The following is a 17,100-nucleotide window of genomic DNA, read 5'->3' as shown; positions in this document are numbered from 1 at the left end:
GTCGGTATCACCCCGATACGGAGGTCACGACCAATGAAGCGCACAGCAGTGATCAACACGGTCGTCGAACTGCTCGGGCTCGCGGTGGACGAGCCGCTGCGCGGTTTCACCGATGCCGTCGCCGGCCTGCTGGCCGCGGCTCAGCATGCGGGCACGGTGCGGCCGGACGTCGGCGTCGCCGAGACCATGGCGCTGCTGACCAGCACGACCCAGGGCGCCCTGCGCGGCGGCTGGTCCCCGGAGCTGCAGCGCCGCACCCTCGACGTCCTCTTCGCGGGCCTGCGGCCGGCGGGCTAGGCCGCCCAGTCCGGGCCGAGCGCCGGGGCCAGGTCGGCCCTCGCGAGCAACCGGCGGCGGGACGCCTCGATCAGGTCCCGGGCCCGCTCCGCGACGGGGCCGACCAGGCGCCCGCCGCGCTTGACCACCACGCCGTCGGCCAGGACCGTGTCCACATCGGACGAGCCGGCGTTCAGCACGATCGTGGTCGCCGGGTCGTTCAGTGGGGTCAGGTGCGCACCCGACGTGTCCACCAGGACGATGTCGGCCCGCTTGCCGGGGCGCAGCGTGCCGATCCGGTCCCCCATCCCCCACGCCGCGGCGCCGCCGGTCGTGGCGAAGCGGAGCACGTCGCGCTGGTCGAGGTCCACAGTGGCCGGCGGCTCGTCTCGGGCCAGCGCCGCGGCGTTGGCCCGGGCGCGCTCGGCGGCCAGCGCGACCCGCATCTCGCTGAACAGGTCCGCGCCGCCGCCGGCGATCGTGTCCGTGCCGAACGAGGGCACGAGGCCGTGCTCCAGGGCCCGGCCCACGAGCGGGAACGTGCCCATCCCCATCGTCATGTCGATCGTCGGGCACGGCGTGACCGCACCGCCGGTCGCCGCGATCCGGCGCAGGTCGTCGTCGCTGAACTGGGCGCCGTGCGCGTGGTGCACGTCCGGGCCGAGCAGGCCCAGCTCCTCCAGCGTGTCGATCGTGCGGTACCTCAACAGGTAGCCGGGGATGCCCGAGTGCAGGCTGATCGGCACGCCCAGCTCGCGCGCGAGCCGGAAGTCGTATGCCGTCGTCGACGGCGAGGCGAACTCCGGGCCCCGCAGGGCCAGGCCCATCGTGACCCGCGCGCCGTCGTCGGCCAGTTCGGCGCGCATCCGGCGTACGTCGTCGGGGTGGCGCTCCGTGCTCTCGACGAACCACTTCACGACGCCCTGGCCGACCGGCGGTCCGTAGAGGAACAACGCCCGGATGCCCGAGTCCCGCAGCGCCCGCACGTTCTCGTCGGCGTGCGCCGGTGTCGTGACGATGTGGGACCAGTCGGCGACCGTGGTGATGCCGGCGTTGAGGGCCTTCAGCGCGCCCCAGAGCACGCCGGCGTAGACGTCCTCGGGCTCGTACTTGTCGACCAGCGCGCCGAGGACGACGCCGAAGTAGCCGCCGAGGGACTGGCCGCCCGCCGCGCCGCCGATCGCGCCCTGCCAGACGTGCCGGTGCGAGTCGACGAGGCCGGGCAGCGCGACCTTGCCGGCCGCGTCGATCACGGCAGCGTCCGCGGGAAACGTCAGGTCGGTGCCGATCGCGGTGATGGCACCGTCGTCGACGCGGATGTCCGCACGCGGCAGGTCGCCGAGCTCGTCGTCCAGGCTGACGACGTACGCGTTGCGGATGATGGTCGTGGTCACGGGTCTCTCCATGGTCAGGCGACCGGCTCCGGGCGGAGCCGGAGGATGGCGACGGCGGTCAGGGCGGCGAGGCCGGCCAGCGCGAAGCCGGTCAGCGCGGTGGGCGTGCCGGCGAGCTGGCTGGCGGCGCCGAGGCCGATCACCGGCAGCGCCAGCCCGGAGTAGCCGGTGACGAAGAAGGTCGCCAGCGTCCCGGCCCGGCGGTCGGGCGGGCTGAGCTGCACGACGGTGGTCAGGCAGGCCCGCAGCAGCAGGCCCGCGGCGGCACCGGTGACCGCCCCGCCGACGACGAACGCGGCGAGCGAGCCGGCCCAGACCGCGAGCACCAGGAACCCGAGACCGACCGGCATCGACGCGGCGGCGACGGCCACCCCGGGCCGGGGCGGCAGCCGGCGCAGCCCGACCTGGGCGACGGCACCGGCGCCGAGGCCGACAAAGGCGACCAGCCCGGCCAGGGCGTGCGAACGGTGGCCGAGGGTGCCCGACAGGAAGGTCGGGCTCAGCGCGCTGAACAGGCCGAACATCGCGAACGCGACGAGCCCGCCGAGGCAGGACGCGAGGAAGAGGTCGCGCCGCTGCCCCACCAGCGCCAGTGGCCGGTTCGCGGGCCGGTCGGCGGGTGCCGCGGTCTCCGGCACGGCGGCCAGCAGCACGGCGGCCGCCGCGAGGACGATCCCGATCACGACGTACGGCAGGTGCAGCGGTGCGGGTGCCCACTCGGCGAGCACCCCGGACAGCAGCGGACCGGCCGCGATGCCGCCGAGGTTGGCGGCGGTGGCGACGACCTCGGCCTGGCGCGGGTCGCCGTCCGGCGCGGCCCGGCGCCGCAGCTCGATCAGGTAGGCGGTGGCCGGGCCCGAGAGCAGGCCGACGGACAGCCCGGAGAGCACCCGCGCGATGAGCAGGCCCGGCACGTCGGGCCAGGCCAGGAAGACGGCGCAGGCGAGCAGCTGCAGGGCCAGCGCGGCGCCGAGCACGGGCCGGCGCCCGAGGCGGTCGGCGTGGGCGCCCGCGACGAGCAGGCCACCGACCACGCCGAGGACGTACACAGCGAAGACAACGCTGATCATGGTCGTGCCGAAATGGTCACGGTGCTGGTAGAGGACGTAGAGCGGGGTCGGCACGGATCCGCCCGTGGTGGTGGCGGCGTAGGCGAGGGCGACCAGGGCGAAGCCGGCGCGGTGGGTGGTGCGGGGCATGGACCGAGTTTGGCCACGCCGATCATCAGGATCCAACATCAAGTTTGGATGTGGTTATCGGATCTTGTGATAATCGTGCCGTGGACATCCGCAAGCTCGAGGTCTTCACCACCGTGGCCGAGGAGCGCAGCTTCACCCGCGCCGCCGAGAAGCTGCACACGGCGCAGTCCGGCGTCTCGACCGCGATCCGGGCCCTGGAGCGCGACCTGGGCACGTCCCTGCTCGACCGCACCACGCAGCGGGTCGAGCTGACCGAGGCGGGCCTGGCCCTGCTGCCCGAGGCGGTGCGCATCCTGGCGGCGGTCGAGGCGGCCCGGGAGACGGTGACCCAGGTCGGCCAGGGCCTGCGCGGCCGGCTGCGGCTGGGCATCCTCTACGGCCTGACCCCGGGCCGGATCCGCGAGGCACTGGTCACGTTCCGCGCCGAGCTGCCCGGTGTCGAGCTGTGGCTGAGCGCGCCCGGCCCGCGCGGCACGGTCGACCACCTCGAGCGCCTGCGGGAGGGCGCGCTGGAGCTGGCCGTCGTGCTCACCCTCGGCCCGGTGCCCGGCATCGAGCAGCAGGTGCTGGCCACCGAGGAGGTGGTGCTGGCCTGCCGGCCGGACCACCCGCTGGCGGGCCCGGACGTCGACCTCGCCGAGCTGGCCGACGAGACGTTCATCGAGTTCCCGCCCGGCTGGGGTGTGCGCAGCGCGGTCGACCAGGCGTTCGGGGCCGCGGGCCTGACCCGGCGGATCACCGTGCAGATGAACGACATGTCGACGATCGTCGACCTGGTCCGGCTCGGGCTCGGGATCGCGTTCATCCCGCGCTCGGTCGCGGAGCAGACCGCCGACCTGCGCTTCCTGGCCGTACGGGGGCGGCCGCCGGGCTACCGCGTCGCGATCGCGACCGCGACCGGCCGCCCGCTCGGGCCGATCGCCCAGCGGTTCCTCAGGATTGCCAGGGCCGCAGCTTCTCCGGGTTCCGGACCGCCCACAGGTGGGTGATGCGGTCGCCGGCGACCTCGAACGCGATCACCGCGCCGAGCACCCCCTGCTGCTGGACGACCAGGCCGGGCTGGCCGTTGACGGTCCGCTCGACGAGCTCCAGATCCGGCGCCCGGAGGGCCAGGTCGACGAAGTAGCGCGCGATCTCCTCGGCGCCCACGATCGGGTGCGGCGCGGCGCTGACCAGGCCGCCGCCGTCGGCGACCGCGGTGGTCTCGGGGTCGAGGAGCCCGACCAGGGCCCTGATGTCGCGGGCCTCCCAGGCCTGCTTGAAGTCCCGCACGACGGCGGCGCGCCGGGCCGTGTCCGGCGACGTCGGTGGCTGGGCGTCGCGGACCCGCTTGCGGGCCGAGGAGGCGAGCTGGCGGCAGGCCGCGGGCGACCGGCCGACGACGGTGGCGACCTCGTCGAACGGGTAGCGGAACACGTCGTGCAGCACGAACGCGACCCGCTCGGCCGGCGTCATCGAGTCGAGCACGACCAGGAACGCCATGCTCACGGACTCGTCCAGCGTGATCCGGTCGGCCGGGTCGACGATGCCGGTGTCCTCGGGCAGGGGCTCCGGGATCCACTCGCCGACGTACCGCTCGCGCCGCGCCCGGGCCGACTTGAGCTGGTCGAGGCAGATGCGGCTCGCCACCGTGGTCAGCCAGGCCGCGGGTGTCTCGATGGCCTCCTGTTGCGGTCGGGACAGGGCGTACCAGCGCGCATAGGTTTCCTGCACCACGTCCTCGGCGTCGGCCAGGGAGCCGAGCATCCGGTACGCGAGGTTGATCAGCTGCCGCCGCTCGCTCATGATCTCGCTAAGGTCCGCCATCATTTCTCCCCTCGTCCCCCGTACGACGAGACAGCACGCGGAACTGTGAGCCTGACATTCCCCGGGCCGGCGTCGTCGTACCGGGTATGACTGATTTCCAGGCAATCGCCGACCGGGTGGAGATCGAGGCGCTGCGGTCGGAGTACACGGACGCGGGCCTCATGCGCGACTACGACCGCTTCGCGGCCCTGTTCACCGAGGACGCGGTGATGCGGATCCCGGACGCGGGCGTGGAGCTGGTGGGCCGCGACGCGATCCGGGCGGGCATCGAGCGGCTGCAGGGCTTCTGGGAGTTCTTCATCCAGAACACGCACCAGGGCGCCCTGACCGTCACGGGCGACGAGGCGACGGGCCGGTCGCACATGCACGAACTGGGCCGCCTGCGCGACGGGACGTCGCACGTCAACTACGCGATCTACCATGACCGCTACCGGCGTACGCCCGACGGATGGCGCTTCACGGAACGCTCGTACGAGGTCCGCTACCACGACGCGACCCCGCTGCCAGGCACGCCGGGCCAGGCCTACCTGGTGCTGGACTGATCCCGGAAGCGTCAGCAAGGAGCCCACGCCGATGCCGTCTGCCGCAGGCCAGCTGGTCACCGAGGTTCTGCGGTACGACGGCGGACGGCAGGTCACCGCCTACGTACCGGCGGCCCCGCCCGAGGCGATCGTCTTCGCCGGTGACGGCCAGCTGATCACGTCGTGGGGAGTGACTCTGGAAGCCGCCGATCTGCCACCCACGATGATCGTCGGCGCGCACCGGCTGGAGGACGAGACGCTGCGGCTGCACGAGTACTCACCGGCCCCAGGGTTCGACCCGCGACGGTTCGCGGCGCACGAGAAGTTCTTCGTCGAGGACGTACGCGAGTGGGCGGCAACCCGCCTGGGCACAAGGCTGCCCGCCGACCGAACCGCGGCGTTCGGTGTCTCCGCCGGTGCGGAGCTCGCGCTGGCGATGGGACTCCGTCATCCCGACAGCTACGGCGCGGTCCTGTGCGCCTCGCCCGGTGCCGGCTACCAGCCACCCGCGGTGCTGCCGGGCAGTCTCCCGCGCACGTACCTCGTCGCCGGGACCGCGGAACCGTTCTTCCGTGACAACGCGACCCGGTGGGCGAACGCGCTGCGCGACGCGGGTGGTGAGGTCGTACAGACCGAACGGGTCGGCACGCACGGCGACGCGTTCTGGAGACAGGAGTTTCCGCTCATGGTGGCCTGGGCGTTCCAACCCTGACCCGCCGCTACTTCGCGTTGAAGTAGTTGGCTTCCGGGTGGTGGACGATGAGCGCGTCCGTGGCCTGCTCCGGGGTCAGTTGGAACTCCTCCGACAGCGTCACGCCGATCCGGGACGCGTCCAGCAGGTTCACCACCTTCGCCCGGTCCTCCAGGTCCGGGCACGCCGGGTACCCGAAGGCGTAGCGGCAACCCCGGTAGTCCGTGCGGAGCAGGCCCGCCAGCGTGGGCGGGTCCTCGGCCGCCACCGTCTCGCCGGACGGCAGCGTCAGCTCCGCGCGGACCCGCTGGTGCCAGTACTCGGCCAGCGCCTCCGTGAGCTGCACCGACAGGCCGTGCACCTCCAGGTAGTCCCGGTACTCGTTGCGGGCGAACAGCTTCGCCGTGTATTCGCTGATCGGCTGGCCCACCGTGACCAGTTGCAGGGCCAGCACGTCCTGGTCCGGCGAGAAGAAGTCCGCGAGGCACAGGCGGCGTTCCTGGCGCTGGCGCGGGAAGGAGAAGCGGGTCAGCTCCGTCGACCCGTCGGGCGACAGCACGTGCAGGTCGTTGCCCGCCGAACGGGCCGGGAAGTAGCCGTAGACCACCGACGCCTCCAGGACGTGGTCGGCGGCCAGGCGGTCCAGCCAGTAACGCAGGCGCGGGCGGCCCTCGATCTCGACCAGCTCCTCATAGGAGGGTCCCGAGCCGCGGGCGCCGCGCAGGCCCCACTGGCCCAGGAACAGCGCCCGCTCGTCCAGCAGGGCCGAGTAGGAAGCCAACGGCACGCCCTTGACCACCCGCGTGCCGAAGAACGGCGGCGTCGGGACGTCAACGTCCGCGGCCACGTCCGAGCGCACCGAGTCGTCCTCCAACGGCGGCAGGTTCTCCGTCACCTGCGCCCGTTGGCGCTCGCGGCGGGCCCGGCGCGCCGCGAGCGCCGCCTCCCGCTCCGGGTCGACCACCGGGGCGCCGCCGCGGCGGGCCGTCATCACCCGGTCCATCAACGACAGTCCCTCGAAGGCGTCCCGCGCGTAGTGCACTTCGCCGCCGGTGTAGAGCGACCGGAGGTCGTCCTCCACATAGGACCGCGTCAGCGCCGCACCACCCAGCAGCACCGGCCAACGGTCGGCCACCCCGCGGGAGAGCATCTCCTGCAGGTTCTCCTTCATCACCACCGTGCTCTTCACGAGCAGGCCCGACATGCCGATCGCGTCGGCGTCGTGTGACTCGGCGGCGTCCAGGATCGACGCGATCGGCTGCTTGATGCCGATGTTCACGACCTCGTACCCGTTGTTGGACAGGATGATGTCGACCAGGTTCTTGCCGATGTCGTGCACGTCGCCCTTGACCGTCGCCAGCACGATCCGACCCTTGCCCTGGTCGTCGTCCGCCTTCTCGATGTGCGGCTCCAGGTACGCGACCGCGCTCTTCATCACCTCGGCCGACTGCAGCACGAACGGCAGCTGCATCTGGCCCGAGCCGAACAGCTCACCGACCACCTTCATGCCGTCGAGCAGGGTGTCGTTGATGATGTCCAGCGCGGACCGATCGGCCAACGCGGCCGCGAGATCGTCTTCGAGCCCGTTGCGCTCCCCGTCGATGATCCGCCGCTTCAGCCGCTCGTCCAGCGGCAGCGCCGCCAGCTCCGCGGCCCGCGAGGCCCGCGCCGACGCGACGTCCACGCCCTCGAACACCGAGATGAACTCCTGCACGGGGTCGTAGCCGGGCGCGCGCCGGTCGTACACGAGGTCCAGGGCGACCGACCGCTGCCGTTCCGGGATCTTCGACATCGGCAGGATCTTGCTCGCGTGCACGATCGCGCTGGTCAGGCCCGCGTCGACGCACTCGCTCAGGAACACCGAGTTGAGCACCTGCCGCGCCGCCGGGTTCAGGCCGAACGAGATGTTGGAGACGCCGAGCGTGAAGTTGACACCGGGATACAGCGCGGCGATCTCGCGGATCGCGTTGATCGTCTCGATGCCGTCCCGCCGCGTCTCCTCCTGCCCGGTGGCGATCGGGAAGGTCAGCGCGTCGATCAGGATGTCGGACCGGCGCATCCCCCACCGGCCGGTGAGGTCGTCGATCAGCCGCCGCGCGACGCGTACCTTCCACTCGGTGGTCCGGGCCTGGCCCTCCTCGTCGATCAGCAGCGCGACCACGGCCGCCCCGTGCTCCCGCACGACCGGCATCACCCGCGCGTAGCGCGACGACGGCCCGTCACCGTCCTCGAAGTTGACCGAGTTGACCACGCAACGGCCGCCGAGCATCTCCAGCCCGGCCTCGACCACGGCGGGCTCGGTCGAGTCCAGCATGATCGGCAGCGTGGACGCGGTGGCGAACCGGCCGGCGAGCTCCTTCATGTCGACGGCGCCGTCCCGGCCGACGTAGTCGACGCACAGGTCCAGCAGGTGCGAGCCGTCCCGGGCCTGCGAGCGGGCCATCTCCACGCACGCCTGCCAGTCGCCGGCCAGCATCGCCTCGCGGAACGCCTTCGAGCCGTTGGCGTTGGTCCGTTCCCCCACCATCAGCACGCCGGCGTCCTGCACGAACGGCACGTGGTGATAGATCGAGGACACTCCGGGCTCCTCGGACGCCTCGCGGGGGACGCGCGGCGCACCGACGCCGAGGGCCTCGACGACCGCGGCGATGTGCGCGGGCGTGGTGCCGCAACAGCCGCCGACCAGGGCCGCGCCGTACTCCGTGACGAAGTCGCCGAGGGCGGAGGCGAGCTCGGCCGGGGTCAACGGGTAGTGCGCCCCGTCCGCGGTCAGCTGCGGCAACCCGGCATTCGGCATCACCGACAGGGGTACGCGCGAGTGCTGCGCCAGATAGCGCAGGTGCTCGGTCATCTCCGCCGGCCCGGTGGCGCAGTTGAGCCCGATCAGGTCGACGCCGAGCGGCTCGACCGCGGTCAGCGCCGCCCCGATCTCGCTGCCGAGCAGCATCGTCCCGGTGGTCTCGACCGTCACGTGTGCGATCACGGGCACCACGCGCGCCGCGTCCGTCATCGCCCGGCGCGCGCCGTTGACCGCCGACTTGAGCTGCAGCAGGTCCTGGCAGGTCTCGATGATCAACGCGTCGGAGCCGCCGAGCAGCAGGCCAAGGGCGTTCTCCTGGTACGCGTCGCGCAGCGTCCGGTAGTCCGTGTGCCCCAGCGTCGGCAGCTTGGTGCCCGGCCCCATCGACCCGAGCACGAACCGGGGCCGCGTCGCGGTGGCGAACCGGTCCGCCGAGGCGCGGGCGATCCGGGCGCCGGCCTCGGCCAGCTCGCGGATCCGCGACTCGATCCCGTACTCCCCGAGGTTGCCGAGGTTGGCTCCGAAGGTGTTGGTCTCCACGCAGTCGGCGCCGGCCTCGAGGTAGGCGTCGTGCACCCCGCCGACCACCTCGGGACGGGTCACGTTGAGGACCTCGTTGCAGCCCTCGTGGCCCTCGAAGTCGTCCAGCGTCAGGTCGGCGGCCTGGAGCATGGTGCCCATGGCGCCGTCGGCGATCAGGATCCGGCCGGCGAGCGCGTCAAGGAACGAGTTCGACACCCTCTCAGGCTACGGCGTAGTCCGTTTCGCGTAGAGAGCGATGATCTAACCCGGTAGGTGGCTGTGACCGACGTCGCCCAGGGCCACCCGGGCGCGCCGCGCCGTCGAGCCCTGACTAGCGGGGGCACGTAGGCTGGCTGGGTGAACGTGTGGACGACGAAGGCGACCGGTGCGACACGGTGGACGGAGGCGGTGGCGTGACCGAGTTCGACGGCCTGCCCGAGCTGCGCTCCCCGGTCGCGATCGCGGCGTTCGAGGGGTGGAACGACGCGGCCGACGCGTCGACCGCCGCGGTCGAACACCTCGAGCAGGTGTGGGGCGCCCAGGAGATCGCGGCACTCGACCCCGAGGACTTCTACGACTTCCAGGTGAGCCGGCCGACCATCACGATGGCCGACGGCGAGACCCGGCGCATCGAGTGGCCGACCACCCGGTTCATGCGGGCGACCATCGAGGGCACCGAGCGCGACGTCGTGCTGATCCGGGGCATCGAGCCGAGCATGCGCTGGCGCACGTTCTGCGAGCAGGTGCTGGAGCTCTGCCACAGCCTGGAGATCAACCGCGTGGTGCTGCTGGGCGCGCTGCTGGCGGACGTCCCCTACACCCGCCCGTTGCCGATCAGCGGCAGTGCGTCCGACAAGGACGCGGCGGACCGCTACCAGCTGACCCCGACGCGGTACGACGGCCCGACCGGCATCGTCGGCGTGCTCCACGACGCCTGCCAGCGCGCCGAGGTCGACGCGCTGTCGTTCTGGGTGCACGTGCCGCACTACGCCAACAACCCGCCGTGCCCGAAGGCCACCCTGGCCCTGCTGCACCGGGTCGAAGAGGTGCTCGACCTGCCGGTGCCGATGGCCGACCTGGCCGAGGAGTCGGCGGAGTGGGAGCAGCGGGTGCGCGCGGCCGCCGAGCAGGACGCGGAGCTGGGCGAGTACGTGCGCGAGCTGGAGGAGCGGGCGGGCGACGCCGGCATCCAGCCGCTGTCGGGTGACGAGATCGCCCAGGAGTTCGAGAAGTACCTGCGTCGCCGTGGTGGCTCGGCCGGGCCGACCGCCGGTTCCTGGTAGGGCGCGTGTCGTCGGGCACGACGTCCCGCGCGGTGGTGCATCCTAGGATCATCGCCACGCGGGAGGTCGTGCCATGCAGGTCAACCCGGGTGCGGCCGAGGCGCCGCACCGCCAGATAGCCGAGCAGATCAAGGCCCAGATCCGCCGCGGTGACTGGGCCGCCGGCGAGCGGCTGCCCTCGATCCCGGCGCTGGCCGAGACGTTCGGCGTGGCCAAGCAGACGCTGCAGCGCAGCATCGACCAGCTCCGGGTCGAGGGTGTGTTGATCACAAAACCCGGCTCGGGTACGTACGTCCGCGGCACCAAACGCCGCCTCAACCGCCTGTCCCGGGGGCGCTACGGCGGCCACCGGGGCTACCACGCGGACCTGGCGGCCCGGTATCGGCAGCACCTGACGGAGGTGGGCCGCGCACCCGCGCCGCCGGAGGTCGCGGACGCCTTCGGGGTGCCTGACCACACTTCCCTGCTGGTCCGCCGCCACCTGGTCCGCACCGACGACGTGCCGGTCGAGATCGGCGCGGCGTGGTTCCGGGTCGAGGACGCGGCGGGCACGAGCCTGGAACGCTTCGAAGGCTTCGGCCGGCCGTTGTACCAGGAGGCCGAGGAGGCGATCGGCCGCCGCTACGCGACCGCGACGGACGTGATCACCGCCCGCCAACCGGACCGGGACGAGGCGGAGATCCTGCAGATCCGCGGCGACACGCCGGTGCTGCACCTGCTGCACGTGGCGTACGACGACAAGCACCGCGCGATCGAGGTCAGCCAGGCGACCTGGCCGGGCCCGATGACGACGCTCACGGAGAACTACAAGATCCCGGGCCCGGTCGCGGACGCCCCGGACGACGAGCCCGGGTTCGCGCTCGGCTGAGCGCTGGAGCCACGCAACCGCTACGCGGCCCACGGGGGTTTGACGCGGTTGCCCGCGGCGACGGCGGTGCTGCCCGCGGCGCTGGTGACGATGGCGGTCAGGCCGTCGGTGGCGTCGGCCGTGACCTGGCGTTCGACGTCCGGGGCCAGCACGAGGGTGTCGCCCGCCCCGATCCGCACCTCGTCGGCGCCGAGCCGGATGGTGGCCGCGCCCGACAGCACGGTCCAGATCTGTTCGGTGTCGACCGTGTGGGTCGGGCCCGCCCCGCCCGCCGGCATCTCGACCCGCCACAGCGGGCGGGTCGCGCCGCCCAGGGTCGGCGAGGCCAGGGTGGTCATCACTCCGGCGGGTGTCGCGAAGCGCCGCGTCTGCTCGTACCCGATGACAGTCATGGGATTTCCCTTCTAAGATGGTCAACGTGGTTGTCCAAAACGTAAACCTGGTTGTCTAATCGTGTCAACCGGTGACGGGTTCCTGCTCCCGCTGCGGCTGTTCGTCGGCTTCCGGCAGCTCATCGACGGTGTGCACGCCGAGCTCGCCCGCGAGGGGCATCCCGAGCTGCGGCCGCTGCACGGGTTCGTGTTCCAGGCCATCGGGCGCGACGGCACGACGGCGGTCGAGCTCGGGCGCCGGCTCGGCGTCTCGAAGCAGGCCGCGGGCAAGACGATCGACAACCTGGAACGCCTGGGGTACGTCGAGCGCGCCACCGACCCCGACGACGCCCGGCGCAAGCTGGTGCGGCTCACCGACCGGGGCGTGACCGTGCTGATCCGGTCCGCACAGATCTTCGACGAGCTGCGCGCGGAGTGGGCGGCCCGGATCGGCCCGGAGCGACTCCGTGCGCTGGAGGCGGACCTCGTCACCGCGACCGGCGCGGAGGCCTTCCGGCTCGACGTGCCGGGCTGGTTCGGGTCCTAGCGCACCGGGCTGACTCGGTCGTGGCGCACCGGGCTGGCTCGGGTCCTGGCGCACCGGCCTCGCTCGGGTCCTGGCGCACCGGGTCGCGGCTCAGGAGTCGCGTTCCGGATAGCCGATCGGGATCGCGGAGACGTCGTCGAGCGCGGTCTCGATCTCCGCCGGCAGCGTCATGCTTTCGACCTTGAGCGCGCCGAGGAGCTGGCCGGCGGTGCGGGCGCCCAGCACCGGAGCGACCACGCCCGGGCGGTCCCGCACCCAGGCCAGCGCGACCTCGAGCGGCGAGACACCCAGGCCGCCGGCGGCGGTGGCCACGGCCTCGACGATCGCCGACGAGCGCGAATCCAGATAAGTCGCGACAAATGGGCCGAAATGGGGAGAGGCGGCGCGGGAGTCCGCCGGGCGGCCGTGGCGATACTTGCCCGTCAGCACGCCGCGGCCCAGCGGCGACCAGGCCAGCACGCCGAGACCGAGCGCCGCGCACGCCGGCAGGACCTCCCGCTCGATCCCCCGCTCCAGCAGCGAGTACTCGACCTGCGTCGCGACCACCGGCGTCCGGCCCGGCACCGCTTGCTGCCACGCCGCCGCGCGCGCCGTCTGCCAGCCCGAAAAGTTGGACACCCCGGCATACCGGACCCGCCCGCTGGTCACGGCGTAGTCCAGTGCGGCCAGCGTCTCCTCGAGCGGGGTCGAGCCGTCGTACCCGTGGACCTGCCAAAGATCGACATGGTCCGTGCCGAGCCGGCGCAGCGAGGCGTCCAGCGAGCTGAGCAGGTGCCCCCGCGACCCGTCGCGCCGCCGGCCGCTGCCCGGGCGCAGGCCACCTTTGGTCGCGATCAGCAGGTCGTCCCGCGGGATCAAGGTGTCCAGCAGCGAGCCGATCACGGCTTCGGCCTCGCCGTCGCCGTAGACGTCGGCGGTGTCGACGAGGTTGCCACCGGCGTCGACGAAGCCCTTGAGCTGGGCCGCCGCGTCGTCGGTGTCGGTGTCGGCACCCCACGTCATGGTGCCGAGCGCGAGCCGGGAGACCGCGAGCCCGCTACGGCCTAGCGGTCTCTGCTGCATGGGTGCACCTTATTCGGACGCGGCCAGCGCCGATAGCCGGCCGGTCGGTGCATCATGCACCTAGGCTCCCACCCCGCGTGTTGGGGGCGGCCGTGCACGAACGGGCGACGGGCATTTCGTACTCTGGTCCCGCGTCGCCCCTCCGGCGACAGTGGGGAGGGGCACGGTGAAACTCGGACTCAACCTCGGATACCAGACCGCCTGGAGCTCGCCGGCGACGGATCTGGCGATGGCGCAGGAGGCGGAGCGGCTCGGCTACTCGGTCGTGTGGGCGGCGGAGGCCTACGGCTCGGACTCGCCGTCCACCCTGGCCTGGATCGCCGGCCAGACGTCGACGATCGACCTCGGCGCCGCGGTGATGCAGATCCCGGCCCGCACCCCGGCCGCGACCGCGATGACCGCGACCACGATCGACAACCTGTCCGGCGGCCGATTCCGGCTCGGCCTCGGCGTCTCCGGCCCGCAGGTCTCCGAGGGCTGGCACGGCGTGCGGTTCGGCAAGCCCCTCGCCCGCACCCGGGAGTACGTCGACATCGTCAAGCTCGCCGTCGGCCGCAAGCCGGTCGAGTACGCCGGCGAGCACTACACGCTGCCGCTGCCCGACGGACCGGGCAAGACGCTGCGGCTCGGCTTCCACCCGCCGCGCGACCACATCCCGATCTACCTCGCCGCCGTGGGGCCGAAGAACCTCGAGCTGGCCGGCGAGATCGCCGACGGCTGGCTGGCCGTCTTCTACTCCCCCGAGTTCGCCGCCGAGCAGCACGGCTCCGTCCGAAAGGGCCGCGAGACCGCGGGCCTACCGGCCGAGGGCTTCGACGTCGTCCCCAGTGTCCCCGTCGTGATCGGCGACGACGTCGCGCAGGCGGCCGAGCTCGTCCGCTGGTACGCCGCCCTCTACGTCGGCGGCATGGGCAGCCGGAAGCAGAACTTCTACAACGACCTCGCGATCCGGATGGGCTACGCGGACGCGGCGAAGACGGTGCAGGACCTCTACCTCGACAAGCGCCAGCGGGACGCGGCGGCCGCCGTGCCCCTGGAGTTCATCGACCGCACCTCGCTGCTCGGGCCCAAGGAACGGATCGCCGAGCGGATGAAGGCGTACGCCGAATCGGGTGTGACCACACTGTCGGTGAACCCGTTCGTGGCGGACGCCGAATCCGGCGTGCGGACGTTGCGTACGGTGGCTGAGGCGTTGGACAAGGCGGGGGTCGGAGAATGACGTGGACCGAGGCGATCGTGCTCGGAATCGTGCAGGGGCTCACCGAGTTCCTGCCGGTCAGCTCGTCCGGGCACATGCGGATCACCTCGGCGCTGTTCTTCGGTCAGGACGCCGGCGCCTCGTTCACCGCGGTCACCCAGCTCGGCACCGAGGCGGCCGTGCTGCTCTACTTCGCCAAGGACATCTGGCGAATATCCAAGACGTGGGTCATCGGCATCTGGGACAAGTCGGCGCGCAAGGAGTTCGACTACAAGATGGCGTGGTACGTCATCGTCGGCTCGATCCCGATCGGCATCATCGGGTTCGTGTTCAAGGACCAGATCCGCACGGCGGCGCGTAACCTCTGGCTGGTCTCGATCGTCCTCATCGTCTTCTCGTTCGTGATCGCGTTCGCGGAATACCTCGGGCGCCAGACCCGTGCCCTCGAACGCTTCAAGATGCCGGACGCGGTCACGATGGGCTTCGCTCAGGCGCTGGCGCTGATCCCCGGCGTCTCCCGCTCGGGCGGCACCGTGAGCGCCGGCCTGTTCCTCGGGCTGACCCGCGAGGCCGCGCTGCGCTTCTCGTTCCTGCTGGCGATCCCGGCCGTCGTGATGTCCGGGATCTTCAGCCTCCCGGACGTGTTCGACAAGAGCGGCGGGGGCCTGGTCCCCTCCGGCGCACAGATGATCGTGGCGACGATCGTCGCCTTCGGCCTCGGGTACGCGTCGATCGCCTGGCTGCTCAGGTACGTCGCCCAACACACGTGGTACCCGTTCGTGCTCTACCGGGTGGCGGTCGGCTCGATCGTCCTCGCACTGCTGATCAACGGGACGATCTCGGCCACGTAGGGTTGGCGCGTGGCGACCCTTCTCCTCCTGCGGCACGGCCGCACGACCGCCAACACCGACGGTGGGCTGGCCGGGCGGCAGCCCGTCGAGCTCGACGAGACCGGGCGGGCCCAGGCCGTGGCCGTCGGCGCCCGCCTGCGCGCGCTGCCGCTGGGCGCGGTGGTGAGCAGCCCCCTGATCCGCTGCCGGCAGACGCTGGAGCTGGCCCTGCCGGACTTCGTGCCGAGCGTCGAGGACGGGCTCGTCGAGTGCGGCTACGGCGACTGGGAGGGCCAGCCGCTGAAGAAGCTGGCGAAGGATCCGCTGTGGCCGGTCGTCCAGCTGCACCCGTCGGCGGTGGTGTTCCCCGGCGGTGAGGCGATGGCGGCGATGGCTTCCCGGGCGGTCGGCGCGATCCGCCGCTGGGACGCCTCCGTGACGGCGACGCACGGGCCCGAGGCGCTGTGGCTGGCCTGCACGCACGGCGACATCATCAAGGCGATCGTGGCCGACGCGCTGGGTCTGCACCTCGACCAGTTCCAGCGGGTCGTCGCCGATCCGGCGTCGGTGACAGTGATCCGTTACACACCCACCCGCCCGTTCCTCCTGCGGCTCAACGACACGGGTGGTGACCTGGCCGGCCTGGTGCCCCCGAAACGCCGCCGCCGACCCCGGAAAAGCGCCGCGACCTCGTCGGACGCGGTCGTCGGCGGAGGTGCCGGTCCGAGCTGAAATTCGCTCTGCGCGAACGCCGCTGATCCGCTCCCCACATTCGAGGCAGTGCGCTACGCGGGCGTACGCGTGGGCGGATAGGGTCTTGTTATGACCCACCAGGTGCACGCGTTCGAGCCGCCGGAGCGGTTCGTGGCTGGAACCGTGGGACCACCCGGCGAGCGCAGCTTCTTCCTGCAGGCGCGCGGCGGCGGCCGCGTGGTCAGCGTCGCGCTGGAAAAGGTGCAGGTCGCCCTTCTGGCCGAGAAGCTCGAGGAGCTCCTCACCGAGGCGGCCCGCCGGTTCGGCGTCGACCTCGAGCTGCCGCCCGAGGAGCCGGCGCCCGCGGCGTCCGACAACGAGCCGCTGGAGAGCCCGGTCGACGAGGAGTTCCGCGTCGGCACGCTGGGCCTCGCGTTCGACGTCGACACGGCCACCGTCGTGATCGAGGCGATCGCGGCCGGCGAGGGCGAGCTCGACGTCGACGAGGCCGAAGCCGAGGCCGTCGAGGACGACGACGACGATGATGACGAGCCCGACGAGGACCTCGACCGCCTCCGGGTGCGGCTGACGCCGCAGGCCACCCGCGAGTTCATCAGCCGGGCCCGGCGCGTGGTCGCCGCGGGCCGGCCGCCCTGCCCGCTCTGTGGCCAGCCGCTCGACCCCCGGGGGCACCTCTGCCCGCGCCACAATGGCTATCACCGGTGACGGCGCCACGCCGGTGGATTCCCCGTCCCGGCTTCCCGAGCACGACGCGCTGACGCTGCTGCGCTCGGGCGAGATCGAGCTCGAGGGCCGGCTGGTCGACGCGTCCAACACCACCCTGCGGGCCTTCGTCTCGCTCGACGGGGTCACCGCGCGCTGTGTCTACAAGCCGATCAGCGGCGAGCGGCCGCTGTGGGACTTCCCGGACGGCACGCTGGCCGGCCGGGAGGTCAGCGCCTACCTGGTCTCGGCCGCGACCGGCTGGGACCTGGTGCCGCCGACGCTGCTGCGTTCCGAAGGCCCCCTGGGTCCCGGC

17 protein-coding genes and 1 pseudogene are annotated in these 17,100 nt (G+C 72.3%); 12 read left to right on the top strand and 6 right to left on the bottom strand.

Annotated features, from left to right (window positions below):
* Positions 1-33 precede the first annotated feature (33 nt).
* A complete protein-coding gene (locus tag AB0H87_RS23445) occupies positions 34-297 on the top strand; it encodes a hypothetical protein (RefSeq protein ID WP_360149292.1) in 264 nt (87 codons plus the stop codon).
* Here AB0H87_RS23445 and AB0H87_RS23440 read toward each other — a convergent pair.
* Both AB0H87_RS23440 and AB0H87_RS23435 read right to left on the bottom strand, forming a co-directional pair.
* Complete coding sequence (locus AB0H87_RS23440) at positions 294-1,670, bottom strand: amidohydrolase family protein (RefSeq protein WP_360149289.1); 1,377 nt, start codon at positions 1,668-1,670, stop codon at positions 294-296. The two genes, AB0H87_RS23445 and AB0H87_RS23440, sit on opposite strands and share 4 nt — an antisense overlap.
* 14 nt (positions 1,671-1,684) lie before the next feature.
* The gene (locus tag AB0H87_RS23435; RefSeq protein WP_360149286.1) at positions 1,685-2,869 is read right to left on the bottom strand and encodes an MFS transporter; all 1,185 of its coding nucleotides are present in this window, start codon (positions 2,867-2,869) and stop codon (positions 1,685-1,687) included.
* A gap of 80 nt (positions 2,870-2,949) precedes the next feature.
* Between AB0H87_RS23435 and AB0H87_RS23430 the strand changes: the two genes are divergently transcribed.
* Entirely contained in the window at positions 2,950-3,858 is a 909-nt protein-coding gene (locus AB0H87_RS23430) for a LysR family transcriptional regulator (RefSeq protein ID WP_360149283.1), read from the top strand.
* Here the strand turns inward: AB0H87_RS23430 and sigJ are convergent.
* Positions 3,803-4,675, bottom strand: a complete 873-nt coding sequence (gene sigJ / locus AB0H87_RS23425) for an RNA polymerase sigma factor SigJ (protein WP_360149280.1) — start codon at positions 4,673-4,675, stop codon at positions 3,803-3,805. The two genes, AB0H87_RS23430 and sigJ, sit on opposite strands and share 56 nt — an antisense overlap.
* Positions 4,676-4,761: 86 nt before the next feature.
* On the opposite strand from sigJ, the gene AB0H87_RS23420 reads away from it, so the two are divergent.
* Complete coding sequence (locus tag AB0H87_RS23420) at positions 4,762-5,217, top strand: nuclear transport factor 2 family protein (RefSeq protein ID WP_360149277.1); 456 nt, start codon at positions 4,762-4,764, stop codon at positions 5,215-5,217.
* 31 nt (positions 5,218-5,248) lie between these two features.
* A complete protein-coding gene (locus AB0H87_RS23415) occupies positions 5,249-5,908 on the top strand; it encodes an alpha/beta hydrolase-fold protein (RefSeq protein WP_360149274.1) in 660 nt (219 codons plus the stop codon).
* A gap of 7 nt (positions 5,909-5,915) precedes the next feature.
* Here the strand turns inward: AB0H87_RS23415 and metH are convergent, their stop codons facing one another.
* Positions 5,916-9,425 carry a methionine synthase gene (gene metH, locus AB0H87_RS23410; RefSeq protein WP_360149271.1) on the bottom strand — a complete coding sequence of 1,170 codons (3,510 nt, stop codon included), beginning with the start codon at positions 9,423-9,425 and terminating at the stop codon, positions 5,916-5,918.
* Positions 9,426-9,622: 197 nt separating this feature from the next.
* Here metH and AB0H87_RS23405 point away from each other — a divergent pair, with 197 nt between their 5' ends.
* Both AB0H87_RS23405 and AB0H87_RS23400 read left to right on the top strand, forming a co-directional pair.
* The gene (locus tag AB0H87_RS23405) at positions 9,623-10,492 is read left to right on the top strand and encodes a PAC2 family protein (protein WP_360149268.1); all 870 of its coding nucleotides are present in this window, start codon (positions 9,623-9,625) and stop codon (positions 10,490-10,492) included.
* A 73-nt stretch (positions 10,493-10,565) separates the two neighbouring features.
* Positions 10,566-11,360: a GntR family transcriptional regulator gene (locus AB0H87_RS23400; protein WP_360149265.1), complete on the top strand. Its 795-nt coding sequence runs from the start codon at positions 10,566-10,568 to the stop codon at positions 11,358-11,360.
* Positions 11,361-11,380: 20 nt separating this feature from the next.
* Here the strand turns inward: AB0H87_RS23400 and AB0H87_RS23395 are convergent, their stop codons facing one another.
* Positions 11,381-11,752, bottom strand: coding sequence for a cupin domain-containing protein (locus AB0H87_RS23395; RefSeq protein WP_360149262.1), 372 nt, complete (start codon positions 11,750-11,752; stop codon positions 11,381-11,383).
* A 61-nt stretch (positions 11,753-11,813) separates the two neighbouring features.
* Here AB0H87_RS23395 and AB0H87_RS23390 point away from each other — a divergent pair, with 61 nt between their 5' ends.
* Complete coding sequence (locus tag AB0H87_RS23390; RefSeq protein ID WP_360149259.1) at positions 11,814-12,278, top strand: MarR family winged helix-turn-helix transcriptional regulator; 465 nt, start codon at positions 11,814-11,816, stop codon at positions 12,276-12,278.
* Positions 12,279-12,368: 90 nt separating this feature from the next.
* Here the strand turns inward: AB0H87_RS23390 and AB0H87_RS23385 are convergent, their stop codons facing one another.
* Positions 12,369-13,340, bottom strand: a complete 972-nt coding sequence (locus tag AB0H87_RS23385; RefSeq protein ID WP_360149256.1) for an aldo/keto reductase — start codon at positions 13,338-13,340, stop codon at positions 12,369-12,371.
* A gap of 166 nt (positions 13,341-13,506) precedes the next feature.
* Here AB0H87_RS23385 and AB0H87_RS23380 point away from each other — a divergent pair, with 166 nt between their 5' ends.
* The 5 genes and pseudogenes from AB0H87_RS23380 to AB0H87_RS23360 all read left to right on the top strand — a co-directional run.
* Positions 13,507-14,559: an LLM class F420-dependent oxidoreductase gene (locus tag AB0H87_RS23380; RefSeq protein WP_360149253.1), complete on the top strand. Its 1,053-nt coding sequence runs from the start codon at positions 13,507-13,509 to the stop codon at positions 14,557-14,559.
* On the top strand, positions 14,556-15,389 hold the full coding sequence (locus AB0H87_RS23375) for an undecaprenyl-diphosphate phosphatase (protein ID WP_360149250.1): 834 nt from the start codon (positions 14,556-14,558) through the stop codon (positions 15,387-15,389). Before AB0H87_RS23380 ends, AB0H87_RS23375 begins: the two co-directional genes overlap by 4 nt.
* A 9-nt stretch (positions 15,390-15,398) precedes the next feature.
* Complete coding sequence (locus AB0H87_RS23370) at positions 15,399-16,100, top strand: histidine phosphatase family protein (protein WP_360149247.1); 702 nt, start codon at positions 15,399-15,401, stop codon at positions 16,098-16,100.
* A gap of 90 nt (positions 16,101-16,190) precedes the next feature.
* A complete protein-coding gene (locus tag AB0H87_RS23365) occupies positions 16,191-16,787 on the top strand; it encodes a DUF3090 family protein (RefSeq protein ID WP_360149244.1) in 597 nt (198 codons plus the stop codon).
* Positions 16,771-17,100: pseudogene (locus AB0H87_RS23360) on the top strand (hypothetical protein); the annotation flags it as partial. The gene AB0H87_RS23365 and the pseudogene AB0H87_RS23360, both read left to right, overlap by 17 nt.

Origin of the sequence: Asanoa sp. NPDC050611, from assembly GCF_040654855.1 — a bacterium.
Lineage (GTDB): Bacteria > Actinomycetota > Actinomycetes > Mycobacteriales > Micromonosporaceae > Asanoa.
This window is presented reverse-complemented; position numbering and strand designations above follow the sequence as displayed.